The following is a 24,272-nucleotide window of genomic DNA, read 5'->3' as shown; positions in this document are numbered from 1 at the left end:
CCGCCATGCTTGACCGATATCAATCGAGCCGGGGCGCAACTGGCCGCTCATCGCCCTCTTTTCCGGCGTTCCCGGCCCTGCGCCTGGTCGTACTCTGCGCCCGTCTGTCCCCGCGGGTATCGGTCGGCCAGGCGAGCACCTCCTGTCCCCCATTCGCATGCGTACGTCCTCCCTGTCCACCGCGCGGGCTGTCGGCCTTCTGGTCGCCCTGCTGGGTGCGACCCTGGCGCTGCGGTGGGTGTTTCAGATCGAAGCCATCACGCGGCTCGTTCCGGGCTCGGAGCACCTGGGCATCGTCAACCCGCTGCTGTTCATCGCCGCGGCAGTCTGCCTCTGCCTCGCCTGCCGGCCCTCTCGTCCGCCGGGGTGGCCGGCCCGGCTGTCGGCGGCCTGCGCGGCGGCGCTCGTCGTGCTTCCGCTGGGCTACCTGGTCGAGAACGTCTTCGACGTCTCGCTCGGCATCGACTTCGTCCGCGCCGGCACGCTGCCGACGGCCGGCAATCCGCACCCCGGCCGCATCTCTCCCAACGCCAGCCTGGCCTTCCTGCTCGCCGGAATCGCCTTCTGGATCGAGGGCCGCCGCCCCACGCCGCGGCGCCAGTTCGCCTACCTGGTCCTGACCCTGGCCGTTTCGGCGCTCGGCCTGGCCGGCCTGGCGGGCCATCTGCTGGGGCTGGAAACGCTCTACCACGTCGCCAGCTTCAACCGGATGCTGCCCTCGACCGCGTTCGGGCTTTCGCTCCTCGGCGTGGGCCTGTGGATGCTTCGCGAGGCCTCGCTGGCCTTCGATGCGAAGCAGCTGCAGACCATCGAGCAGCGCATCAAGCGACGCTCGGTGGCCGTCATCACGCTGGTGGCCGTGGCCGGCGGCATCGCCGGCTTCGCCGTCATGCGCGACACCTTCGAACGCTCGGTCGCCAAGGACATGCTGCTCGTCGCGACGACCAACGCGACATCGCTGGCCCACACCATAGACGTGAGCCTGTGGTTCCCGCGGACCGTGACCAGCCGGCCGGCGGCGCGCCAGGCGCTGGACAAGCTGAGCAAGGCCCCCGGCGACGAGGCGGCCATGGACTTCCTGCAGAAGGTCGCGGACAGCTTCCTGACGGCCGACCTGACCGGCGTGGAGATCTACGCGGCCAACGGCGAACTCGTCGCCCAGGCCGGATCGAAGACGCCGGCGAACCTGCACGTCATCCAGCGCCTGGCCCACACGGATCAGCCCTCGGTGCTCGCCTGGAGCGACGGCTATCTTCTCCTGGCGGACACCGACGTGCGGGTCGACGGGCGACTCGTTGGCCGGGTGCACACCGAGCAGCGCATGCCGCTGTTCGATCGCCTGCTCGCCGACATCCGGGCCTCGGCCGCGACCTCCGACGTGGCCATCTGCGGCCGCGCGAACGACCGGCTGGTCTGCGCTCCGAATCGCTATCGGCCCGCGGGTTTCGAGCTGCCGATGTTCGACGCGGCGGGCCAGCCCAGCCTGCCGGCCGCCAAGGCGCTGCTGGGCGAGCAGGGGGTGCAGTTCCTGAAGGACAGGCGCGGCACCAACGTCCTGTCGGCCTACACGCCGATCAAGGATTTCGGGCTCGGGCTGGCCGTGCGGACCGACGTGGACCTGCTGTATTCGCCGCTGAAGTCGCGCCTGAACCTGCTGGCGCTGGCGCTGCTGGGCATCGTCGCCCTCGCGCTGTATGCCCAGCACAGCCAGGTCCGGCCGGTGCTCAGGCAACTGGTGGCCAGCGAGAAGCAGCTCAAGGCCATCCTGGAAGACCAGTCGGAACTCGTGTCGCTGGCGCGCACCGACGGCGAGCTGCTCTACGTCAACCCGGCCTACGCCAGGCACTACGGCCTCACGCCGGCCGCCATGGTGGGCCAGAACCTCTTTGACCACGTGGCGCCGGCCGATCGCGAAAGCGTCCGCCAGGCCATCGCCGAGCGGCTCGCGACGGGCACCACGGCCACGATAGAGAACCGCACGCTGGCAACGGACGGCAGCGTCCGCTGGGTCTCCTGGACCAACAGCGTCCAATACGACACGTCCGGCGAGCCCCGGCTGCATTCCGTCGGGCGCGACGTGACCGAGCGCAAGTCCGCCGAGCAGGCCTTGAGCGCGAGCCAGGCCCTGCTGGCCCGCATGGGCCGCGTGGCCGGCGTGGGCGGCTGGGAAGTCGATCTCGTGACGGGGATCCACAGCTGGACCGAAGAGACCCGGCGCATCCACGATGTCGGCCCGGACTACGTGCCCACGATGGACGGCGCCCTGGCCTTCTACACGCCCGAAGCGAGGCAAGCCGTGGATGCGGCGGTCAAGCGGGGCATCGAGCAAGGCACGCACTGGGACCTCGAGCTGCCCATGGTCACCGCCACCGGCCGCAGCATCTGGGTCCATGCCCAAGGCGAAGTGGAGACCGAGGACGGCCGCCCCGTGCGGCTGGTCGGGTCCATCCAGGACGTGACTGAGCGCATGCTGGCCGAACAGGCGATGCGCGCGCTCACCGCCATCTTCGATGCGACGACCGACTATGTGGTGCAGCTCGACACGATGGGCCGCATCACCTACATGAACCCCGCGGCCCGCCGCCGCACCGGCCGAGCGCGGGAAGAGTCCATCGAAGGGCTGACGCTGGCCGACCTCAACCCCGAGCAGACGCTGGAGCGCTTCATGTCTGAAGTGTGGCCGGCCACGCTGAGCAAGGGCGTGTGGGTGGGCGAATCGCTCGTGTGGGACGAGAGCCGGCGCGAGTTCCCGGTCAGCCACATCGTCATCGCCCACCGGAACAAGGAAGGCCGGATCGAATCCTTCTCGGCCCTGATGCGCGACATCTCCGCCGCCAAGGCCGCGGAGCAGGCCTTGCGCCACAGCGAGCACCGCCTGCGCATGGTGACCGACAACCTGCCGGTGCTGATCTCCTACCTGGACCGCGACCTGCGCTTCCGCTTCGTCAACCAGACCTACCGGGAGTGGTTCGGGCCCGAGTCGGCGCCGCAAGTGGGGACCACGGTGCGCGAGTTCCACGGCGAGAGGGCGTGGGCCGAGGTCGAGCCCCTGCTGCAGGCCGCGCTGGCCGGGCAGCAGGTGGCCTTCGACCGCGAGATGGTGACGCCCTATGGCCGCCGGCATGTCCATGTCTCGGTCGTGCCCGACCGCAACGAGACCGGCGAGATCGAGGGGCTCTACACCCTGACGGGCGACGTCACCTCCTACCGCCAGGCGCAGGGCGCGCTGCAGGAGAGCGAAGCGCGGCTGCGCACCGTCGCCGACGCCTTGCCCATGCGCGTGGCCTACATCGATGCCGAAGAGCGCTATCGCTTCAACAACCTCGCCTACGAACGCGGCTTCGGCCGCCCGCGCGACGAGCTGATCGGCAAGTCGGTGCGTGAGCTGCTGGGCGACTCCGCCTACCAGGTGGTCGAGCCGCACATCCGGCGGGCCCTGCGAGGCGAATCGGTCACCTTCGAGAGCGAGATGGCCGGCGGCGCCGGCCACACCGTCTGCTACGAGGCCCACTACATCCCGCAGCTGGCTGCGGACGGCCGCACGGTGCTCGGCTTCCATGCGGTCATTACCGACATCACGCGCCAGAAGGTCGAGGAGCGGCGCCTGATCGAACTCTCGCGCGTCGACCCCCTGACCGGCCTGGTCAACCGCACGGGCTTCGAGCTGCGCGTGGCCGAGGCCATGCAACACTGCCGCGTCACGGGCTCGCCCATGGCCCTCATGTACCTGGACATCGACAAGTTCAAGCAGATCAACGACCGCTTCGGGCACGACATGGGCGACGCCCTGCTCCGGGCCTTCGCCGCCCGCCTGTCGCAGACGCTGCGCTCCACCGATACCATCGCCCGGCTGGGAGGCGACGAGTTCACGGTGATCATGGAAGGCGTACCCAGGCCCGAGGTCGCAGCCACGGTGGCCAACAAGATCGTGCAGGCGATGAACACGCCTTTCACGCTCGGACAGCAGACGGTGCGCATCACCACCAGCATCGGCCTGAGCTTCTTCCAGGGCGACGCGACGACCGTCGAGGCGCTGGTCAAGCAGGCCGACGTGATGCTCTACCGCGCCAAGGAAGCGGGCCGCAACAACGTCCAGATGACGCTGGGGTTGGAGCCCGAGGGGCCTGGCCGCTCGGGCCCCGCCCCCGGGGGCGAACATTCGGCTCCCGCAAGCCCCCTCCCCGAAGGGGCTCCAGCAGGTTCGGCGGCTCCTCCCTGCCGTCCTTCAAGAGGAGGACTCCAGCTTGTTTGACGAGCCGGCCTGACGGAGTCGGTTTCCACCTGCCGCACGGCGGTGGAAAAGTCCCTGCCCAGGGATCGACTCAAACGCAAATGCGAATCGATCGCATTAAGATGGCGGCACATTGATCAAACCCGCCCGCACCAGCCAGCAGACCCGGCCAGCCCGTGCACGCCCCGACACAGGAGGCCCTGCATGCTCCCAGCCCCGCTGGTCACGTCGAACCCGACGTCCGCTGACACCTCGCAAGACAACGACATCCCGCCGGCCGGCCGCATCGTCGCCGCCTGCGGCTGCACTCCGAGCCTTCCGCTGGCCCAGGCGCGGGGCTCCCGCCGCCGGCGCCTGTGGGAGCTGAGCCGGCACGCGCACTGTCCCGTCGTCGGGGTGTGCCTGCCCATGGCGGCGCTGCGCCGCCTGGTCGACAAGGTGCTGGGAGGCAAGACACTGGCCACCGATTACGACCTGCACTGCGGCATCAACAACGAATGCCGCCAGCGCGGCCGCATCGCCGAGGCGGTCGAGAAGGAGCTCGACCGCCGCTACGCACCGACCCTGCGCCAGGCCCGGTCCCTGAAGAGCACCGACGCCCTGGCCGCCTGGTGGCGTGAACAGACCGGCGGCCGCGACGTTCCCGGCGCGCTCTGGGCCACCTTGAGCCACCCGCGCTGCGACGTCGTGCTCGAAGAGACGGTGCTGTCCGACATCCACATGATCCAGCACCAGTGCGGCGCCGCGGACCGGGCCGATCTGGCACGGCTCGACGCGCTGCAGCAGGAGAACGAGGTGCTGGCGCGCGAGTTGGGCGCAGCACAACGGCGCTGGACGCAGCAGTCGGCCGACCACGCGCGGCTCGCCGAGGCCCAGAGCGCTCAACTGCTGCGCCTTCGAGCCGAACTGCTGGGCCGCGACACGCTGATCGCCTCGCTGCAAGAAGACCTCGCCGCGCTCGAAGCATCGGTGCCTGCGCTGCGCGCGCGCGACGAGCTGACCCGCCAGGTGGCCTCGCAGATCGAGCGCCTCCAGGACCTGGAGCGGGCGCTGCTTCGCACCCGCCACGAGCTGGAGCGGGAGCGGCAGCGCGCGAACGAGGCGGTCCAGGCCGTCGAAGCCCTGCGCTCGCAGGCCGGCCGCCCGACCTCGTCCGAGGCCCCGGCGACCACCGAGCCCGAGGAAGCCCTGGCCGACCGCGCCGTGCTCTGCGTCGGCGGTCGCCCGGCCAGCCTGCCCGCCTACCGCCGCCTGGTCGAACGGGTCGGCGGCCGCTTCCTGCACCACGACGGCGGCGAGGAGGACAAGGTCACGCGGTTGGCGAGCACGCTGGACAGCGCCGACGTCGTGATCTGCCAGACGGGCTGCATCAGCCACGACGCCTACTGGCGCGTCAAGGACCATTGCAAGCGCACCGGCAAGCGCTGCCTTTTCGTGGACAACCCCAGCAGTGCCAGCCTGCGCCGCGCGCTCGCTGCCCTGGCCCCGGCGGCGCCGCAGCCGCAGGACGAGGAGGCGGCCCGCCCGCCGTGAGGCCCGGACCGGCTACGGGCAGCGCGGATGGCCGGGTCCCTACAATGCGCGCCCTTTCACCCGCCGGAACGCCGCGACCCATGGACATCGTCGTCAACGAAGAACTCAAGGCCTACATCGACCCGCTGACGACCGACGAGTACGAAGCCCTGGAGCGCAGCATCCTGGCCGAGGGCTGCCGGGATGCGCTCGTGCTGTGGGGCGACGTGCTGGTCGACGGCCACAACCGCTACGGCATCTGCCGCAAGCACGGCCTGCCGTTCCAGACGGTGCAGAGCACGCGCTTCCAGTCCATCGAAGATGTGTACCTGTGGATGATCGACCAGCACCTCGGCCGGCGCAGCATCTCGGATTTCCAGCGCGGCGTGCTGGCCTTGCGCAAGCGCGAGATCGTCGCGGCCCGACGCGCACAGGAAGCCGCGCCCCGCCCGGCGACGCCCGATCCGGCGCCCGATGCCCCCGAAGCGGCCCCCGGCCCGGCGCCGGCGCCGCTGGAGAAGCTCGACACCCGCGAAGCCATCGCCAAGGCGGCGCGCCTGAGCAACAGCCAGGTCGTGATGATCGAGAAGATCCACAAGCAGGCCGCGCCCGAGGTGGTGGCCGCGGTCAAGGCCGGCACCATCTCGATCAACGCCGCGGCGGCCGTGGCCACCCTGCCCGCCGAGGAGCAGGTCGCCGCGGCCACCGCCGGCAAGGACGAGCTGAAGCAGGCCGCGAAACGCGCGCGCGAGTCCAAGCGCAAGCCGCGTGAAGACTCCGCCGAGGGCACGCAAACGCCGCAGGCCGAGGACACCGTGGACTCGTTGCGCAAGCGCGTCGCGGCGCTGACCAGCGAGAACACCAGCCTGCGCCAGCAGGTGGCGAACCTGCTGGACCGGCTGCGCAGCCGAGGCATCGCCGTTGAAGAGCCGCAGGACGCCTCGGCCCCCTTCTAGCCCGGCAGGCGCCTTCCGGATCGACAAGAAATCGACCGGGAGAGGCCCCGGAATCAGGCAGGCCTCAAATCGCGCACTGAACAGCCGATAAGGTGGCAAGACCTGCCGCCGTGGCAGTCGCTCGAGCCTGCCACGTGAACGACCACCCGCCAGACGATCCGAACCAGGTCAACCCGCATTACCTGAACCACGTGGTTCAGGCCACGGCCCACCACGTGGTCGAGGTGACGCAGGACATCGTCAGCGGCAGCGGCATCAAGCTGCTGGCCAAGGGGGCGAGGATCGAACCCGCGGTGCGCGAGCGCCTGCTGCAGCACAAGCTGCAGAAACCGCTGGAGGACTGCGTGCAGGTCGTGGGAGGCGTGATGCCCGAGCGCTTCGGCCCGATCGCCGAGGCCCTGCTCACGACCCACCCACTGATCGCCGCGCTTTGCGCCGCCCAGGGCGGGGCGCAGCCCATCCCGCAATCCTTGGCGCGCCTGAAGTTGTCGGCGCCTGTGCAATCGCTGCTGACGGTCTATGCCGACTGGCAGGGCGACCGGCTAGAGCATTCGGTGGGCGTCGCCATGTTCGCGATGTCGCTGGGCCGCCGCCTCGTGCCGGGCGACATCGAGCGCCACCGGCTGCTGGCGCTGGCCGGCCTGCTGCACGACGTGGGAGAGCTCTACATCGACCCGAAGCACCTGCAGCGCGGCACCCGGCTCGAAGCCGAACAATGGCGCCACATCGTGAGCCATCCGCTCATCGCCGATCGCGTGCTGCGCGGGATGGAGGGTGCCGGTCCGGCGATTGCCGAGATCGTGCTGCTGCACCACGAGCGGCTGGACGGCTTCGGCTATCCGCGCGGCGTGAGCGGCGCCGCCCTCACGCTGAACGGCCAGATCCTGGGCGCGGCCGAGTGGCTCATGGCGCTGGTCGAATCCGGCCTCACGCCGCTGGCCCGGGCGAGCGTCGCCATGCGCATCATGCCCGGCGAGTTCTGCGACGAACTGATCCGCACCATCGCGGCCGCCGCCGTTCAAAGCGAGGAGTTGCTGGCCGGCTGGACGCAGCCCACGCCGCTGGAGGACGCGGTGCCCCGGGTGGCCCGGATCGCGGCCACGATGAGGCGCTTTCGCCAGCAACGGGCCTGGATAGAGGAGCGAATCGCGGCAGCCCGCGGCGAGCTGAAGAACACGCTGTCGTCCGGCATGGAGCGCATGCTGCGCCTGCAGACCGCGTTCTCGAGCACCGGCCTGGACGCCGCCGATCCCGAGGTGCTGCTGCGCCAGTTCGCCGCCCTGCAGGACCCGCAGGTGCACCTGGAGGTGATCACCATCGTGGGCGAGATCGAATGGCGGCTGCGCTCGCTGGAGCGCGAATCGCTGCTGCGCACGGGGCTGGTCGGAGGGCAGAGCGAAGCGGTGATGCGCGAGCTCGTCTCGCGCCTGACCGGCCGCCTCAGCGATGCTGCCGCGCCGCCTGTCGCGCCGGCAGGGTCCTCCGGCCCCGCGCCCAGCGAACCCTGACGTCGGATCCCGTCCACGACGGGCCGACGCAGGCGCGACGGCGTTGCCTCGCGGTGCCGATGCGGCTACCGTGCCACCATGACGGACAGGGCCAGCATCGAATTCGCGGCCGCGCTCGCGGTCGAAGGCAAGCGCGTGCTGCTCGGCCACTGGGTCGCGGCATCCGTCGAGCCCCTGCGCAGCTGCCTGAAGACCCTGGATCGCCTGGAGGCCCACGACGGCAGCGCACCGGCCGTGCGGGCCCTGCGGACAGAGACACTGGCGTGGCTGAGCCTGGCCCTGGACGCCTGCGCCGGCCTGGCCACGGCAGAGCAAGCTCGCCAGGCACTGGAGCGGAGCCTCGCCGAAGGCACGGATCCCCTGGGCCACGCCGTCGCCCTGTCGCTCATGAGTTGCGCGGCGCAGCTGCGAGGCGACGTGACGGCCATGCTTTGGCTCGGAGAAAGGGGCCGGCCTGTCGTGGAGCAGCAGCAGGCGTCGGCCGCCGCCGCTGCGCACCACGCCTTGCTCGGCTGGGCACTCGTGATGGAGGGCGAAGTGGACGAGGGCCTCGACGAACTGGAAGCCGCCGCGATCCAGCACCGGCGCCACGGCTCGGTGCTGAGCCTGCCCTGGATGCTGACCGTCTGCGCCGAGGCGCGGCTGGCGGCCGGCTCGACGCAGGACGCCAGGCGCGACATCGAAGCCGCCCATGCGGCCGCAACGGCAGGGCTTGGCTTCATGCAGGGAGCCGCCTGGCGCGTTCGCGGCAACCTGCGCTGGGCCGCGGGCGAAGGCCTGGCCGCGGCCAGGCGCGACTGGGATCAGGCGCTGGCGCTGGACGGTGCTGCCGGTGCGTTGCTGTGCGAGCTGCAGACGGAGCTGGTGCTGGGCCGAGCGTTGGCGGCCTCGGGCGAGAAGGCGCAGGCGATCGAGCGGCTGGCGAGCGTGATGGCCCGCCTGGGCGATGGCGCCCTCGCCTGTCCGGCGATCGACATCGCACGCCGTCAGCTGGCGGCCTGGTCCTGATCCGGGATCGCAGGGCTGCCGGGCCGCGCGGCTTCAGGCCAGCGCCAGCAACCAGCCGATGGCCGCCGTGTCGGCCGTGCCCCCGGTGGCGATGTGGACCGCTGCGGCCGCAGCCGCTGCCGCAACGGCCAGCGCATGCCGTGCGACCGACAGCGAGCCCAGGCGGCGTCGCCAGTCGCTGCCCGAACGAAGGTGGGTCATGGCGGGTCCTCCTTGACGGGCTCAATGCACCGCCGCGCGGGTCACCGCCGGGCAGGCGAAGTCGCGGCCGATGGTGGAGCGGGCGTAGTAGTAGTTGGCCCGGGCCCGGTCGCTCAGGCCGTCGAGGTCGACCTGGCCAGCCGGGTCGCAGGGGAAGGTCAGCCCACGGCCCTCGTTGAACAGGGAGGCGAAGCGCAGCTCGAATTGCTCGTGGCGGTGGGCGGTGCAGGCGTTCATGGCGGGCTCTCCTGTCGGGCGTCGCAGGCGCTGCGACATGGAAGACAGTCTGGTCGCGGATGCCGTCAAAGTCGTGGCGGATCCGTCGTCTATCGGTCGGGTTTCGGTGGCGCGCCCTTACCCTTCAAGACGAAAAAAGGCCGCCGATTTCGACAGCCCGGCCGCCGGACGGCCCTCAGCCCGCGCGGTTGCGCATCCAGTCGGCGGTGTCGAAGAGCGACTTCTCCAGCCGCTCGCGCAGGGCCTCGGGCACGTTGCATTCCGCCATCGCCTGGTACATGCAGGCCAGCCATTGGTCGCGCTCGATCTGGCCGATGGAGAACGGCAGGTGGCGCGCCCTCAGGCGGGGGTGGCCGAAGCGCTCGATGTAGTGGCTGGGGCCGCCCAGCCAGCCGCACAGGAACCAGAACAGCTTCTGGCGCGCCGGGTGCAGGTCGGAGCCATGGACGCCGCGCAGCACGGCGTAAGCCGGCTCCAGGTCCATCAGGTCATAGAAGCGGTCGACGAGGGCCTGCACGCCGGCCTCGCCGCCGAGCATCTCGAAAGGGGTCGTGCCGGGCGCGGGGCGGTGGTCGGCGTCGTCGTCTGGGTCGGGGGTCATCAGGCAGTCAATCGGGTGGCGGCCGCCACCACGCCCTGGGCGGCCAGGCAGCCGGGGAAGGCCTCCAGCAGCAGCTGGCGGCGTGTCACCGCCTCGCGCACGGTCTTGTCGGTGCCGACCTCGCCCAGGAACTCGAGCTTGACGGGCGACTCCAGGCTGGGCGTCACGTAGCGATCCACCACCTGCTGGAGCTGGCCGCGGATGATGCGGCCGTCGCCCGGCCGGGTGACCTGGTTGACCAGCAGGCGCAGGTCGCGCCGGCCCTGGGTGGCGGCCAGGACCTTGATGGTCGCATAGGCATCGGTCAGCGCCGTCGGCTCGGGCGTGGTGACCACCAGCACCTCGTCGGCCAGCGAGACGGTGTAGAGCACCACGTCGGAGATGCCGGCGCCGGTGTCGAGCAGGATGCGGTCGAACAGCGGCCGCACCTGGGCCACCACGTCGACCAGCCGCTCCCTCACCTCGGGCGTCAGCCGCGAGTACTCGACCATGCCCGAGCCGGCCAGCAGCACGTGGAAGCCGCCCGGCGCCGGCACGATGGCCTGTTCGAGCGTGTTCTTGCCGGTGAACACGTCGTGCAGCGTGATCTTGGGAAACAGGTTCAGCACGACGTCGAGGTTGGCGAGGCCCAGGTCAGCGTCCAGCACCAGCACGCGTTCGCCCTGGCGCGCCAGCGCCGCGGCCAGGTTGGCCGAGATGAAGGTCTTGCCGACGCCGCCCTTGCCGCTGGTGATGGCGGTGATGCGAGCCTGCTTGCCGGGCGCGGCCGCGGTGTTCATTCGAACTCCCCGAAGTTGGATGTGCCGAACAGCAGACCTTTTTCTTCGGCGCTGACGATGGAGACCGGTGTCGGCTCCAGGCAGGTGCGGTTGCGGCCTTCGGCCTTGGCGCGGTAGAGCTGCAGGTCGGCGCGCTCCATCCACAGATTGGCCGTGGAGCGCACCCATTGCGGCGCGTAGGCCCCCCCGACGCTGACGGTGACGCCCAGCGTCTGCGAAGGCCCCACCCGGATGACGCGCTCCTCGATGTGGATGCGCAGCCGCTCGGCCACCGTCAGCCCGAAGGCGGGCGGGCAGTTGGGCAGGATGATGGCGAACTCCTCGCCGCCTATGCGGGCCGGCAGGTCCATCGGCCGCACCGTCTCGCGCAGGCTCTCGGCCACGGCCTGGATGACCAGGTCGCCGACGGCGTGGCCGTGGGTGTCGTTCACGCGCTTGAAATGGTCGATGTCCAGCAGCAGCAGCAGGGCCGGCTCGCCGGAGCGGGCGACCCGGTCGATCTCCCGGGCCAGGCCGGATTCGAAGCTGCGGCGGTTGGCCAGGCCGGTCAGGGCGTCGCGGCTGGACAGGTCGCACAGCGCGTCGATCAGGCCCTGCATCCAGGCCGCGCTGCCCGGTGCGCCGGGCGGCATGGGATGCCCCGACTGCTGCAGCAGCTGCAACGCCTGCTCCACCCGCACCACGTTGGTGGGCTGGGGTGGCGGAGGGCTGGGCGAGGCGCTCACCGGGGCGTGAATTTTGACGAGGGGCGGGAGGTTTCGATGCAGTCTAGCAGTGGACCTTCGTGCGGCTGGTGCCGAATAAGCAGGGGGAACGCGGCCCAACTCCGCCCGCGGACTGCAGGAGCGGCAGGCAGACTCCTCCATGCCCCATCACGCCCGGTCCGGACGGCCGCCTCCCGGACACGGCCCCCACGGACGCCACGCGATCAGCCACACGAACACGATGAGCTCCTTGCTAGACGCCCCCAGCCGCCCCGGCGAGCTCGACACCATCGAACAGGAGTTCAGCTTCGCCACCGCCGACTTCGAGCGCGTGCGCAAGCTCATCTACCAGCGCGCCGGCATCAGCCTGCACGAGGGCAAGCGGGCGATGGTCTACAGCCGGCTGTCGCGACGCCTGCGCGAGACGGGCCACCGCAACTTCAAGGACTACCTGCAGTGGCTCGAAGGCGCCAGCGCAGCCGCCGGCGAGCAGGAGTGGCAGGAGTTCATCAACTCGCTGACCACCAACCTCACCTCCTTCTTCCGCGAGGACCATCACTTCCACGCGCTGGCCGACGCACTGCGGCACTCGCCTTCGCGCAGCCCGCGCATCTGGTGCAACGCGGCTTCGACCGGCGAAGAGCCGTACTCGATCGCGATGGTGCTGGCCGAGGTGCTGGGCACCGGCTCGGCCGCCAAGGTGCTGGCTACCGACATCGACACCAAGGTGCTGGCCACGGCCCAGCGCGGCGTCTATCCGGCCGATTCGCGTGGCCTCTCGCCCGAAAGGCTGAAGAAGCATTTCATGCGCGGCACCGGCAGCAACGCAGGCTTCATCCGCGTCAAGCCGGAGCTGGCCAAGACCATCGACTTCCGGCCCTTCAACCTGATGGGCACCCACTGGTCGCTCGGCGAGCCCTTCGACATGGTGTTCTGCCGCAACGTGATGATCTATTTCGACCACGACACGCAGCGCAAGGTGCTGGAGCGCATCCACGGCGTGCTCAAGCCGGGCGGGCTGCTGTTCGTCGGCCACTCCGAGAACTTCACCGACTCGCGCGACCTGTTCCACCTGCAGGGCAAGACCATCTACAAGCGCGTGTAGCTGGCACCGACCAGCGCCACCGACACACACGTTCCACGCGACCCGGATCCCACCCATGGCCACCTTGCCCTCCGCCTCCGCCACCACGCGCCCGCCGCCCCCGCTGCCCATGGCGTCCGCCGGCATAGGCCGCACGCCGCGGCTGGACAGGCTCAAGGCGCAACCGCGCAAGCCGGGCGAGGCCTCGTTCTTCTTCTACGACGCGCATTTCAAGAACGAGGCGGTGAAGGTGCTGCCGGGCGAGTACTACTGCGACACCGAGGACCTGCTGGTGATGACCACGCTGGGCTCATGCATCGCCGCCTGCCTGTGGGACCGCCAGGCCCGCATCGGCGGCATGAACCACTTCATGCTGCCCGAGGGCACGGGTGATTCGGGCCGCTACGGCTCGTACGCGATGGAACTGCTGATCAACGAGATGATGAAGCGCGGTGCCTCCCGCCTGACGATGGAGGCCAAGGTCTTCGGCGGCGGCGCGGTGATCAGCGGCATGAACTCGATCAACGTCGGCGAGCGCAACACGCAGTTCGTGCTGGAGTTCCTGGCGACCGAGCGCATCCCGGTGGTCTCCAAGGACGTGCTCGACGTCTATCCGCGCAAGGTCTGCTTCCTGCCGGCCAGCGGCAAGGCGATGGTCAAGCGGCTGGCGCCGACCAACGCCGAGGCCCTGATCGCCCAGGACCGCGCCGCCGCACAGAAGGCCGCGCCGGCCGTCACCGGCGGCGGGTCTATCGACCTGTTCTGATCGGTCGACAACCCACGAACAACAAGCAATCCCCCCAGAGGAACAGCAGATGCCCAAGACCCGCGTGGTGGTGGTGGACGATTCGGCGCTGGTGCGCAGCCTCCTCGCCGAGATCATCAACCGCCAGCCCGACATGGAATGCGTAGGCGCCGCGGCCGATCCGTTCGCAGCCCGCGAGATGATCCGCAACCTCAACCCCGACGTCATCACGCTGGATGTCGAGATGCCGCGCATGGACGGCATCGACTTCCTGTCCAAGCTGATGCGCCTGCGGCCCATGCCGGTGCTGATGGTGTCCACGCTGACCGAGCGCGGCGCCGAAGTGACGATGCGCGCGCTCGAGCTGGGCGCGCTGGATTTCGTGGCCAAGCCCAAGATCGGCGTGGCCGACGGCCTGAAGCAACTGGCCGAGGAGATCACCGAGAAGATCCGCATCGCCTCCAAGGCGCATGTGAAGCGCGCCCCGGCCGCCCCGCCGGCACCCGCGGCCGGCACGCCGGGCACCCAGGCGGCCGCCAAGCCCGCCGTCGCGGCCAGCCCGCTGGGCCGGCTGTCGACCGAGAAGATCATCTTCATCGGCGCCTCCACCGGCGGCACCGAAGCCACCAAGGAAGTGCTGCTGCACCTGCCGCCGGATTCGCCGGCGGTCGTCATCACGCAGCACATGCCGCCCGGCTTCACCCGCTCCTACGCGGCGCGGCTGGACACGCTGTGCAAGATCCGCGTGAAGGAGGCGACCGACGGCGAGCGCATCCTGCCGGGCCATGCGTACATCGCGCCCGGCGGCCTGCATCTTTCGGTCGAGCGCTCGGGCGCCAACTACATCGCCCGCGTCCGCGACGGCGAGCCGGTGAACCGCCACAAGCCTTCGGTCGAGGTGCTGTTCGAATCCGCTGCCCGCGTCGTGGGGCAGAACGCCTTCGGCATCATGCTCACCGGCATGGGCGCCGACGGTGCCCGCGCGATGAAGGCCATGCGCGACGCCGGCAGCTACAACTACGCTCAGAACGAATCGACCTGCGTCGTCTTCGGCATGCCGCGCGAGGCCATCCAGCACGGCGCCGCGCACGAGGTGCTGCCGTTGCAGGACATAGCGCCACACCTCATGGAGAAGCTGCGCTCGACGCACGGCGCGCTGCTCCACCGAGTCTGAAGGCTCAGAGCAAGGTCACGCCGGGCAGGCTCAGCAGCGAGGTCTCTCGCATGATGCGCACGAACTCGGCGAGGTAGGGCCGGTCGGCCAGGCGCGCCGGCGTGGCGGCGTACAGGCGCCCCGTTAGGCCTTCGCGGCCTATGCGTTGATGGGCGACATAGCCGCGATCCAGATAGCCTTTCACCGCCCACAGCGGCAACGCGGCCAGCCCGCGGCCGCTGGCCACGAGTTGCAGCATCGCGACCGTCAGCTCGCTCGTGCGGCGTGGCGGCGTCACGCCCGCCGGGCGCAGCACCCGGCTCACCAGGTCCAGCATGTCGTCCGGCACCGGGTAGGTGATGAGGGTGTGCGGGGCGAAGTCTTCCGCCTCGAGCCAGGGCTTGGCGAGCAGCGCATGGCCTTGCGGCAGCAGCGCGACGATCTCGAAGCTGAACAGCGGGCTGTGGACGACGCCGGCCTCGTCCTCGGCGACCTCCGACACGATGGCCAGCTCGGCCCGGTCCTGGTGCAGCAGGCCCACCGGGTCGGCATGGAATCCCGAGACAATGTCCAGCTCCACCTCGGGCCAGCGCGCACGCAGGGCGTCCATCGCCGGCATCAGCCAGTCGAAGCAGGTGTGGCACTCCACGGCGATGCGCAGCGTGCCCGCCGCGCCGCCCACCAGCCGCGCCACGTCGCGCTCGGCCTCGCCGACCTGCGGCAGCACCGCGTCGGCGAGGCGCAAGAGCCGCTGGCCCGCGGCCGAAAACTGCACCGGGCTCGACTTGCGTTCGAACAGCGCGGCGCCGTAGACCTCTTCCAGGCCCTTCATCTGGTGCGACAGCGCCGACTGGGTCAGGTTCAGCAGCTGCGCTGCGCGCGACAGGTTGCCCGCCTCTCGCAAGGCCTGTAGCGTCCTGAGATGGCGGAGTTCCAAGGCCGATTGGTTCATGAGCCAAATTCAGGTTGGTTCTGGAAAACTTTCGCTTGAATCATAGTCGCAGGCGGTCGATCATCTTCGGTGAATTCATTCAAAACGTCACCGATCATGATTCAGACTCATATTCTCGGCTTCCCGCGGGTGGGCTTGCAGCGCGAGCTGAAGTTCGCCCTGGAGCGGCACTGGCGCGGCGAGTTGGGCGCCGAGGAGCTGGAAGCCACTGGCCGCGCGCTGCGCCGCCGCCATTGGGAGCAGCAACGCGACGCCGGCCTGGGTTTCCTCACCGTCGGCGACTTCGCCTACTACGATCAGGTCGCCCACCACATCCAGCTCTTCGGATGCGAGCCGTCGCGCTTCGGCTTCCAGGGCAGCGAGCCGTCGCTGGAGCGCTACTTCACGATGGCGCGTGGCGTGGCCCCGGCCAGCGCCCACCCACATGACGAAGCGTGCGGCTGCAGCTCCACCGGCACCCACGCCCTGGAGATGACCAAGTGGTTCGACACGAACTACCACTACCTCGTGCCGGAATTCGAACCGGGCACCCGCTTCGCGCTGGCGCCCGAGCGCCTGCTGGGCGAGCTGGGCGAGGCGCAGGCCATGGGTCGACCCGTCAAGCCGGTCCTCGTCGGGCCGCTGACCTTCCTGTGGCTGGGCAAGGCCAAGGCGGAAGGCTTCGACCGCCTAGCCTTGCTCGATGAGCTGTTGCCGCTGTACGTCGACCTGCTGACGCGCCTGGCCGCGGCGGGCGTTCAATGGGTGCAGCTGGACGAGCCCATCCTCGGCCTCGACCTGCCGCCGGAATGGGCTCGAGCCTTCGAGCCCGCCTACCAGTGCCTGGCGGCGGTCGATGTGTCTATCCTGCTGACGACCTACTTCGCGCCGCTTCGAGACCACCTGTCGCTGGCCTGCCGCCTGCCGGTGGCCGGGCTGCACGTGGATGCGGTGCGCGCGCCGGACGAACTGCCTGCCGTGCTGGACGCGCTGCCGCCGGACCGTGAACTCTCGGTCGGCATCCTGGACGGCCGCAACATCTGGCGGGCCGATCTCGACGCCGCACTGGCCGCTGTGCGACCGGCCCTGGAACGCCGCTCGGGCCGCCTCTGGCTCGCGCCGTCCTGCTCGCTGTTGCACGTGCCGCTGAGCCTGCGCGAAGACGCGGCGCTCGATCCTGATCTGCGAAGCTGGGTGGCCGGGGCCACCGAGAAGCTGGCCGAATTGCAGGTGCTCAAGCAGGCGCTGCTGAAAGGCGATGCCGCAGTGGCCGGCGAACTCGCCCATGCGCGCGCCGCCCTCGCCGCGCGGCGTGGCAGTCCATGCGTGAAGAACGCTGCCGTGGCGCAGCGCCTCGCGCGACTGCCCTCGAATGCAGATCACCGCGCCGGTGCCTTCCCGCAGCGCCAGCGCTTGCAACGTGATCGCCTGAAGTTGCCCCCGCTGCCGGCGACGACCATCGGCTCGTTCCCGCAGACGCCCTCGATCCGCGCGGCCCGTGCGGCGCACAAGCGCGGCGAACTCTCAGCCGAGGGTTACCGCGAGGCGATGCAGCAGGAGATCGCCCGCGCCGTCGCCGCGCAGGAGGCGCTCGGCCTGGATGTGCTGGTGCACGGCGAAGCCGAGCGCAACGACATGGTCGAGTACTTCGCCGAGCTGCTCCAAGGCTATGCCTTCAGTGCCAACGGCTGGGTGCAGTCCTACGGCTCGCGCTGCGTGAAACCACCGCTGCTGTTCGGGGACGTCTCGCGCCCGGCGCCGATGACCGTCGGCTGGGCGAGGCATGCCCAGAGTCTCACGAAGCGGCCGATGAAAGGCATGCTGACCGGCCCCATCACCATGCTGCAATGGTCCTTCGTGCGCGACGACCAGCCGCGCGCCGACACCGCACTGCAGCTTGCATTGGCCGTGCGCGACGAGGTGCAGGACCTGGAGGCGGCCGGCATCGCGATCATCCAGGTCGACGAGCCGGCGTTGCGCGAGGGCCTGCCGCTGCGTCGCGCCGAATGGCCGGCATACCTCGCGTGGGCCTCGCGGGCCTTTCGCGTGGCGACCAGCGGCGTGCGCGACGACACGCAGATCCACACCCACATGTGCTACGCCGAATTCAACGACATCCTGCCCGCCATCGCCTCGCTGGACGCCGACGTGATCACCATCGAGACCAGCCGCTCGGACATGGAGCTGCTGCGTGGTTTCGGCGACTTCCGTTATCCGAACGAGATCGGCCCCGGCGTCTACGACATCCACTCGCCGCGCGTGCCCGGTCGCGCCGAGATGCTGCGGCTGCTGCGAAAGGCGGCCGAGGTGGTGCCCGCCGATCGACTGTGGGTCAACCCCGACTGCGGATTGAAGACCCGTGCCTGGCCCGAGACCACCGCGGCATTGCGGGAGATGGTGCTGGCCGCGAAGCAGCTGCGCGACGAGCTGGCGCTTTAGGAGTCTGCGCGGCAGAGCCGCTTCGACTCCCAGCCCTAGGCTGGAAGCCCGGGCCGGCCGGATGTGGCGCCCGCTGAAAGACAAGTTTGGGAACCAGGCTGCCGGTCTGGCGAACCGTGCCGGCGCCGGCCTGACCGCTGACGGCACCCTTGTTCCTGGTCGCGATGGCCGTCGCCCAGCGCGAGCTGTTCACTCCGTTGCCCACTCGATGCCCATGCGCTGGGTCGCGACCCCGCCTTGCAGCGTCGATGCGGCCGGCGGCGTGACCGGTGCCGAGGCGACGCGCGCCAGCGTGGCGGCATCCAGCTCGCGCTCCAGCCCCACCGGCGGCAGCTCGCCCAGGCCGGCCGCACGCAGCTCGCGACGCTGGACGAATCGTTGCAGCGGCCTGCCCGCGGCATCGACGTCCTGCTCCACGACCACCCGGCCACTGAGGCCCAGGCGGCGGGCCACGATGGGGTAGCCGCCCTTGTCGATGGCCTCGGCCCCCTCGCGCGGCACGCCAGCCAGCAGGAAGTCGGCCGAGCGGACCGCCAGCGCGGTACGCCACGCCAGCATGGCCTGGCGCGGGCTCATTCGCTTGAGCCGGACCTGCTCCTGGCTCCACCAGCGCAGCATTTCGCAGCGTTGCGCCGGGGCTTGTGCCGCCAGCGTCCAGCCCGGCGCCTGCACGGCCACGCGCAGCGCCTCGGGCAGGGCGGCGAGCGTCTTGGCGAGAGCGGGCGGCGCGAGGGCCGGCACCAGGCCGTCCTCGAGCGCGCGCTCGGGAGGCGGCAGCACGGTGCGCGTCGCCTGGCCCCAGCGCGCCAGGCGGGCCGCCTCACCGGCCCAGGCCGACGCGCGCTGCTCGGCCGGCAGCGCATCGATCAGCACGGCCATCCGCGCGGCGGGCTCGTCGCCCGCAAGGCCCTGGCACAGTCCGTCGCGCCGCAGCGCCTCGATCCAGACCGCGTCGCTGGCGTGGGGTTCCGCGTCGGCAAACCACAGCGCGGCCTCGTTGACGACGCGGGCCGACAGGTCCAATGCCGCTTGCTCGAAGTCGACCTTGCGCTTGCCGGACGGGTCGCTGACGCGGCTGATCGCCTGGTCCTGCAGGGCCGGCCACGCCGCCGCGATGCGTTCGCGGTGCGGCTGCAGCGTGGCTTCGGCGAGCGCGCGCCCCTCGGCGGAGAGCTTGAGGGTGTCCGGCAGTTGGAGCAGCCGGTCGAGCAACTGGCGCGACTGGGCCAGCGTCGCCTGGTCCTTCTGCTGGAGCTCGTCGCGCGCCTTCTTCTTGGCCGCCATGGCATCGCTGCGCAAGCGGTCGTATTCGGACACGCGACGGGTTTCCTCCCTCATTTCGCGCAGCTTCTGCACATCGTCCTGCGCCGGGCTGTTCTGCGGCATCGCCGGGGGGGCGGGCGCTGGAGCGGGGCTGCCCTGGGCCAGGACGGTCAGCGGCTGCGACAAGGCCAGCAGCGCCAATGCGCCGATGACGCTGGTGCGGCGGAGTCGGTCGGCGGCGCGGCAAGCGGTGATGAATGAATCCATGGCCTCCTCGTTTCTTGGATGTCGTGGCGTGCTACAGGAAGATCGCCTGCAGGTCGCTGAGGAAGTCGAAGCCGCGCGCGGTCGGGCGGATCACACGGCCGGTCGGTCCATCGATGGCTTCCAGCAGGCCGCGCGCCTGCGCCGCCTTCAGGCTTTGAGCGATGGCGGAGGGCGGCAGGCCGGTGCGCTCGGTGAACAGGGCCTCCTCGAAGCCTTCGCGCAGGCGCAGCGTGTTGAGCATGAACTCGAAGGGCAGCGCCTTGCGCGTGACTTCATCCTCGTTGGACGCTGCCTTGCCTGCCAGGGCTTCGGCCATGTAGCGCGCCGGCTCGCGCCACTTCACCGTGCGCAGCACGCGGTGCGGGAAGCTCAGCTTGCCGTGCGCGCCGGCGCCCAGGCCCAGGTAGTCACCGAACTGCCAGTAGTTCAGGTTGTGCGCGCTGCGATGGCCCGGCCGTGCGTAGGCCGAGACCTCATAGCGCTCCAGGCCGGCCTCGGCCGTGAGCTCGACCAGGTGGTCCAGCATCTGCGCGCTCGTGTCTTCGTCGGGCAGCACCGGCGGCTTCAGGGCGAACGCGGTGTTCGGCTCCAGCGTGAGGTGGTACAGGCTCAGGTGCGGCGGATTGAATGCCAGCGCGGTGCGGACGTCGGTCTCGAGCTCCGCCAGCGTCTGGCCCGGCAACGCGTACATCAGGTCGAGGTTGAAAGTGTCGAAGCTCGCGGCTGCCTCCTCGATCGCGGCCAGAGCCTGCGCGCGGTCGTGCACGCGGCCCAGCGCCTTGAGCTTGGTGTCGTCGAAGCTTTGCACACCTATCGACAGGCGCGTGACGCCTGCCTGGCGAAATGCCTTGAAGCGTTCCCGCTCGAAGGTTCCGGGATTGGCCTCCAGCGTGATCTCGCAACCCGGTGCCATCGGCAGCAGCAGGCGCAGGTCGGACAGCAGCCGCGCGATGCCTTCGGGCGAGAACAGGCTGGGCGTGCCGCCGCCGATGAAGACGGTCTGAACCGTACGGCCCCAGACCAGGGGCAGGCTGGCTTCCAGGTCGGCACGGAGCGCGTCCAGGTACTGCTTCTCGGGGAGGTCGCGGTTGTTGCGCGATGCGCCGATCTCATGCGAATTGAAGTCGCAGTACGGGCACTTCTTCAGGCACCACGGCAGGTGCACGTAGACCGACAGCGGCGGCGGCGCGCCGAGGTTCAGCGTGCCGGGGCGCAGGTAGCGGTCGGCGGCGCTCGTGTCCATCACAGATGCCAGGCGTCGCGCATGAGCGAAAGCATCTGCGCGGCGGCGATCGCCCGATGGCTGTGCGCGTTCTTGGTGGCCGCCGGCAGTGCAGCGACCGTCGTGCCGAGCGCCGGGATGAACATGAGCGGGTCATAGCCGAAGCCGCCCTCGCCCGCGGGCGCTTGCAGGACCTCGCCGTGCCAGCGGCCGAAGGCGACCAGCGGCTGCGGGTCATCGGCCGAACGCAAGGCGATCAAGGCGCAGACGAAGCTGGCCCGGCGGTCGGCCACGCCGCTCAGCCTTTGCAGCAGCAGCGCGTTGTTGGCCGCATCCTGCGCGCGGCGATGGGACTCTCGGTCCTGGCCCGGCTCGGGTGTGAACGCCGCATAGACGGCCGATTGAACGCCGGGATCGCCGCCGAGCGCATCGACGCACAGCCCCGAGTCATCGGCGATCGCGGGAAGCCCGGTGGCCGCCGCCGCGTGGCGCGCCTTGGCCAGCGCGTTCTCGACGAAGGTGTGGTGCGGCTCCTCGGCTTCCGCCACGCCGAGCGAGCCCTGCGTGACCAGCTCGATGGCCAGCGGGGCGAAGAGCTGGCCGAGTTCGCCCAGCTTCTTGGCGTTGTTGGAGGCCAGGACGAGCCGCATGGTCGTCAGCGAATCAGTGGTTGTGCAAGCGCGGCGGACTGGGCCTGCACCAGCTCGCCGATGCCCTTGGCCGCCAGGGCCAGCAGCACGTCCATCTCGGCGCGGCTGAAAGGCACGCCCTCGGCGGTGCCCTGCACCTCGACGAAGCCGCCGATCCCCGTCATGACGACGTTCATGTCGGTGTCGCAGTTGACGTCCTCGATGTATTCCAGGTCCAGCAGCGGCGTGCCCTCGACGATGCCGACCGACACCGCGGCCACCGCGTCGAGGATGGGCGAGGCCGCGAGCACCTCGCGAGCCATCAGCACGTTGACCGCATCCTGGGCGGCGACGAAAGCGCCGGTGATGGCCGCGGTGCGGGTGCCGCCGTCGGCCTGCAGCACGTCGCAGTCGAGCGTGATGGTGCGCTCGCCCAGGCGCTTGAGGTCGAACACGGCGCGCAGCGAGCGGCCGATCAGGCGCTGGATCTCCTGCGTGCGGCCGCTTTGCTTTCCGCGCGCGGCCTCGCGGTCGCTGCGGGTGTGGGTGGAGCGCGGCAGCATGCCGTACTCGGCCGTCACCCAGCCCTCGCCACTGCCTCTCTTGTGGGGCGGCACGCGCTCCTCGACCGAGGCCGTGCACAGCACGCGCGTCTCGCCGAACTCGATCAGTACCGAGCCCTCGGCGTGTTTGGTGAAGCCGCGGGTGATGCGCAAGGGCCGCAGAGACTCGGGCGCGCGGCCCTGGGTACGCTGGAAGGTCATGGGAGGATTCTTTCTGGAGCAAAACCGGCGCGCCATTGGAGCATCCGGGGGCGGTGTACCGCCCCCACGGCCCGAGGGGCCTCAGCCGGCTGAAAGCGGCCCGTCGCTCGGCTGATCTGCGCCGGCGTGGAGCCGCGACTGGTGTTGATGCGCCTCAGCTCTTCTTCTTCGAGGAGCGCTGGATCGCTTCGTTGATCTCGCGGATGGAGCGTTCGATCTCTGCCTCGTCGAGATCGCCATGCCCCGTCTCGGCGAGGCTGGCCTGGATCGTGGAGGCGAAGACATCTTCGCCCAGGCTGCGGGTGGAGACGCCGGCGATCGAATCGCTGTCTTCGACCGCCTCCCACTCGACCGCCAGCACGGTGACGTTGTCGCCGTGGGCGCCACCATTGCGCAACGCACGCTCGACCATCTCGGGCACCGCATCGGACAGCGAGCGGGTGGACAGCAGCTCGACGATCGCGTCGTCATCCAGCTGGCTCCACAGCCCATCCGAGCAGACGATGAGGCGATCACCGCTTTGCAGCGTGACCGGGCCGACCGTGTCGACCACCGGCTTGCCCGGGCTGCCCAGGCAGGTGAAGAGCACCGAGCGGTTGAACTTGGCGTCGATGGGCACGACCTGCGACAGCGTCTGTTGCAACTCGGTGTAGGAGTGGTCGCGGGTGCGGGCGATCAGCTTGCCACCGCGCACCAGGTACAGCCGCGAATCACCGCAGTGCGCCCAGAAGGCCGCGCGCCCTTGCAGAACGCAGGCGACGACTGTTGTACGGGGCGTGTCGACCAGCCCCTTCTCGGTGGCGTAGCGCAGCAGCTGGTGGTGGCCGGCCAGGATGGCATCCTGCAGGAAGCGCAGCGGGCTCTTCAGGCTGGACTTGGCCTCGCGCTGGAAGGCGGCGGCCAGCGTCTGCAGCGCGAGCTGAGAGGCGACCTCGCCCTCGGGGTGGCCCCCCATGCCATCGGCCAACGCGAACAGGCCCGAATCCCGCGTGTAGCAATAGCCCATGCGGTCTTCGTTCTTCTCGCGGCCACCCTTTCGGCTGACCTGGTAGACGGAAAATCTCATCGTGCCCCGGTCTTCAGGTTCTCGATCTGCAGTTTCAGGCGCTCGGTGAAGCTGAGCGAGGTATAGCGCCGTTCGGTCTCGCGTGACAACTCTTTTTGCAAAGCGAAAACGCTTTGCGGTCGGGACAGCGGATCCAGCGACATGCACCACTCGGTTACTTCGATCAGGTTGTCCGAGTAGGTGTTCCGCATGCGGGACATGGACAGCGAGAGCCGGTCCTTGTCGATGCGTTGTGGCGCATCGGTGGGCGGGTAGCCCTGCATGCAGGCATAGATGCAGGCCCCGATGGCGTAGATGTCGGTCCAGGGGCCGAGCGAACCATCGCGGCGGTACATCTCCGGCGCGGCGAAGCCCGGCGTGTACATCGGGCGGATGAAGTTGCCTTCCTTGGACAGCACCTCGCGCGCCGCGCCGAAGTCCAGCAGCACTGCCTTGTTGTCGTTGGTGATGAAGATGTTGGCCGGCTTGATGTCCAGGTGCAGCATCTTGTGCTGGTGGACGATGCGCAGGCCCTTGAGGATCTCGTCGAACAGCGACCGGATGGTCGATTCGCGGAAGACCTTTTCCTGCTTGAGATCGCGCGCCGTGACGATGAAATCCTGCAGGGTGTCGCCCTGCAGGTAGTTCATCACCATGTAGACGGTTTCGTTCTCGCGGAAGAAGTTCAGCACCGAGACGACGCTGGGGTGCGAGATCTGGGCGAGCGAGCGACCCTCTTCGAAGAAACTCTTCAATCCCAGGCGGTACAGCGGCAGCTTCTCGGGCTTGACGCGCGGCACCAGTTCGCCCACCGAGCGATCGGCCAGCGAAGCAGGCAGGTATTCCTTCAGGGCAACGAGATGGCGTTCCTCGTCTTCGGCGAGGTAGACCACGCCAAAGCCGCCGGCCGCCAGTTTCTTGATGATCTGGTAGCCACCGACCACGGTGCCCGCGGGCAACGGGGCGGGTTTTGGCTTTGACATAATCGGGTTT

Annotated in this window: 21 protein-coding genes; 9 read left to right on the top strand and 12 right to left on the bottom strand. The window is 69.8% G+C overall.

Features of this window, described 5'->3' with window-relative positions:
* Nucleotides 1-157: 157 nt before the first annotated feature.
* The 5 genes from ACS5PM_RS05195 (at nucleotide 158) to ACS5PM_RS05175 (ending at nucleotide 9,215) form a co-directional block, all read left to right on the top strand.
* On the top strand, nucleotides 158-4,252 hold the full coding sequence (locus ACS5PM_RS05195) for a sensor domain-containing protein (RefSeq protein WP_439386190.1): 4,095 nt from the start codon (nucleotides 158-160) through the stop codon (nucleotides 4,250-4,252).
* Nucleotides 4,253-4,435: 183 nt separating this feature from the next.
* The gene (locus tag ACS5PM_RS05190; protein ID WP_439386188.1) at nucleotides 4,436-5,764 is read left to right on the top strand and encodes a DUF2325 domain-containing protein; all 1,329 of its coding nucleotides are present in this window, start codon (nucleotides 4,436-4,438) and stop codon (nucleotides 5,762-5,764) included.
* Nucleotides 5,765-5,844: 80 nt separating this feature from the next.
* Nucleotides 5,845-6,699, top strand: coding sequence for a ParB N-terminal domain-containing protein (locus tag ACS5PM_RS05185; RefSeq protein WP_439386186.1), 855 nt, complete (start codon nucleotides 5,845-5,847; stop codon nucleotides 6,697-6,699).
* A gap of 134 nt (nucleotides 6,700-6,833) precedes the next feature.
* The gene (locus tag ACS5PM_RS05180) at nucleotides 6,834-8,207 is read left to right on the top strand and encodes an HD-GYP domain-containing protein (protein WP_439386184.1); all 1,374 of its coding nucleotides are present in this window, start codon (nucleotides 6,834-6,836) and stop codon (nucleotides 8,205-8,207) included.
* A gap of 78 nt (nucleotides 8,208-8,285) precedes the next feature.
* A complete protein-coding gene (locus ACS5PM_RS05175; protein ID WP_439386183.1) occupies nucleotides 8,286-9,215 on the top strand; it encodes a hypothetical protein in 930 nt (309 codons plus the stop codon).
* A gap of 33 nt (nucleotides 9,216-9,248) precedes the next feature.
* On the opposite strand, the gene ACS5PM_RS05170 is transcribed toward ACS5PM_RS05175, so the two are convergent.
* The 5 genes from ACS5PM_RS05170 to ACS5PM_RS05150 all read right to left on the bottom strand — a co-directional run bounded on the left by ACS5PM_RS05170 (nucleotide 9,249) and on the right by ACS5PM_RS05150 (nucleotide 11,665).
* Complete coding sequence (locus ACS5PM_RS05170) at nucleotides 9,249-9,416, bottom strand: hypothetical protein (protein WP_439386181.1); 168 nt, start codon at nucleotides 9,414-9,416, stop codon at nucleotides 9,249-9,251.
* A gap of 21 nt (nucleotides 9,417-9,437) precedes the next feature.
* Nucleotides 9,438-9,653 (bottom strand): hypothetical protein, encoded by a 216-nt coding sequence (locus ACS5PM_RS05165; RefSeq protein ID WP_439386179.1) that lies wholly within the window; start codon nucleotides 9,651-9,653, stop codon nucleotides 9,438-9,440.
* 175 nt (nucleotides 9,654-9,828) lie between these two features.
* Complete coding sequence (locus tag ACS5PM_RS05160) at nucleotides 9,829-10,254, bottom strand: group II truncated hemoglobin (protein WP_439386176.1); 426 nt, start codon at nucleotides 10,252-10,254, stop codon at nucleotides 9,829-9,831.
* Nucleotides 10,254-11,033: a MinD/ParA family protein gene (locus ACS5PM_RS05155; protein WP_439386174.1), complete on the bottom strand. Its 780-nt coding sequence runs from the start codon at nucleotides 11,031-11,033 to the stop codon at nucleotides 10,254-10,256. The genes ACS5PM_RS05160 and ACS5PM_RS05155 overlap by 1 nt, the downstream gene beginning before the upstream one ends.
* The gene (locus ACS5PM_RS05150; protein ID WP_439386843.1) at nucleotides 11,030-11,665 is read right to left on the bottom strand and encodes a GGDEF domain-containing protein; all 636 of its coding nucleotides are present in this window, start codon (nucleotides 11,663-11,665) and stop codon (nucleotides 11,030-11,032) included. The genes ACS5PM_RS05155 and ACS5PM_RS05150 overlap by 4 nt, the downstream gene beginning before the upstream one ends.
* 313 nt (nucleotides 11,666-11,978) lie before the next feature.
* On the opposite strand from ACS5PM_RS05150, the gene ACS5PM_RS05145 reads away from it, so the two are divergent.
* The 3 genes from ACS5PM_RS05145 to ACS5PM_RS05135 are packed head-to-tail and all read left to right on the top strand — an operon-like array spanning nucleotide 11,979 to nucleotide 14,740.
* Entirely contained in the window at nucleotides 11,979-12,842 is an 864-nt protein-coding gene (locus tag ACS5PM_RS05145) for a CheR family methyltransferase (RefSeq protein ID WP_439386172.1), read from the top strand.
* A gap of 55 nt (nucleotides 12,843-12,897) precedes the next feature.
* Nucleotides 12,898-13,587, top strand: a complete 690-nt coding sequence (cheD, locus tag ACS5PM_RS05140) for a chemoreceptor glutamine deamidase CheD (RefSeq protein ID WP_439386170.1) — start codon at nucleotides 12,898-12,900, stop codon at nucleotides 13,585-13,587.
* Nucleotides 13,588-13,636: 49 nt separating this feature from the next.
* Entirely contained in the window at nucleotides 13,637-14,740 is a 1,104-nt protein-coding gene (locus ACS5PM_RS05135; RefSeq protein ID WP_439386168.1) for a protein-glutamate methylesterase/protein-glutamine glutaminase, read from the top strand.
* A 4-nt stretch (nucleotides 14,741-14,744) separates the two neighbouring features.
* On the opposite strand, the gene ACS5PM_RS05130 is transcribed toward ACS5PM_RS05135, so the two are convergent.
* Nucleotides 14,745-15,671 (bottom strand): LysR family transcriptional regulator, encoded by a 927-nt coding sequence (locus ACS5PM_RS05130; RefSeq protein ID WP_439386165.1) that lies wholly within the window; start codon nucleotides 15,669-15,671, stop codon nucleotides 14,745-14,747.
* Nucleotides 15,672-15,767: 96 nt separating this feature from the next.
* On the opposite strand from ACS5PM_RS05130, the gene metE reads away from it, so the two are divergent.
* Nucleotides 15,768-18,089, top strand: a complete 2,322-nt coding sequence (gene metE / locus ACS5PM_RS05125; RefSeq protein ID WP_439386163.1) for a 5-methyltetrahydropteroyltriglutamate--homocysteine S-methyltransferase — start codon at nucleotides 15,768-15,770, stop codon at nucleotides 18,087-18,089.
* 189 nt (nucleotides 18,090-18,278) lie between these two features.
* Here the strand turns inward: metE and ACS5PM_RS05120 are convergent, their stop codons facing one another.
* The 6 genes from ACS5PM_RS05120 to ACS5PM_RS05095 all read right to left on the bottom strand — a co-directional run bounded on the left by ACS5PM_RS05120 (nucleotide 18,279) and on the right by ACS5PM_RS05095 (nucleotide 24,262).
* Nucleotides 18,279-19,619 carry an energy transducer TonB gene (locus tag ACS5PM_RS05120; protein ID WP_439386161.1) on the bottom strand — a complete coding sequence of 447 codons (1,341 nt, stop codon included), beginning with the start codon at nucleotides 19,617-19,619 and terminating at the stop codon, nucleotides 18,279-18,281.
* 31 nt (nucleotides 19,620-19,650) lie between these two features.
* Nucleotides 19,651-20,862, bottom strand: a complete 1,212-nt coding sequence (hemW, locus tag ACS5PM_RS05115) for a radical SAM family heme chaperone HemW (RefSeq protein WP_439386159.1) — start codon at nucleotides 20,860-20,862, stop codon at nucleotides 19,651-19,653.
* The gene (locus ACS5PM_RS05110; protein WP_439386157.1) at nucleotides 20,862-21,491 is read right to left on the bottom strand and encodes a non-canonical purine NTP pyrophosphatase; all 630 of its coding nucleotides are present in this window, start codon (nucleotides 21,489-21,491) and stop codon (nucleotides 20,862-20,864) included. The genes hemW and ACS5PM_RS05110 overlap by 1 nt, the downstream gene beginning before the upstream one ends.
* A 5-nt stretch (nucleotides 21,492-21,496) precedes the next feature.
* Entirely contained in the window at nucleotides 21,497-22,234 is a 738-nt protein-coding gene (gene rph / locus ACS5PM_RS05105) for a ribonuclease PH (protein ID WP_439386152.1), read from the bottom strand.
* Nucleotides 22,235-22,388: 154 nt separating this feature from the next.
* The gene (locus ACS5PM_RS05100; RefSeq protein WP_439386150.1) at nucleotides 22,389-23,300 is read right to left on the bottom strand and encodes a PP2C family protein-serine/threonine phosphatase; all 912 of its coding nucleotides are present in this window, start codon (nucleotides 23,298-23,300) and stop codon (nucleotides 22,389-22,391) included.
* On the bottom strand, nucleotides 23,297-24,262 hold the full coding sequence (locus ACS5PM_RS05095; protein ID WP_439386148.1) for a serine/threonine protein kinase: 966 nt from the start codon (nucleotides 24,260-24,262) through the stop codon (nucleotides 23,297-23,299). Before ACS5PM_RS05095 ends, ACS5PM_RS05100 begins: the two co-directional genes overlap by 4 nt.
* Nucleotides 24,263-24,272 lie beyond the last annotated feature (10 nt).

The sequence above is a fragment of the Ideonella flava genome (assembly GCF_051857595.1).
Taxonomy (GTDB): Bacteria; Pseudomonadota; Gammaproteobacteria; order Burkholderiales; family Burkholderiaceae_C; genus Ideonella.
This window is presented reverse-complemented; position numbering and strand designations above follow the sequence as displayed.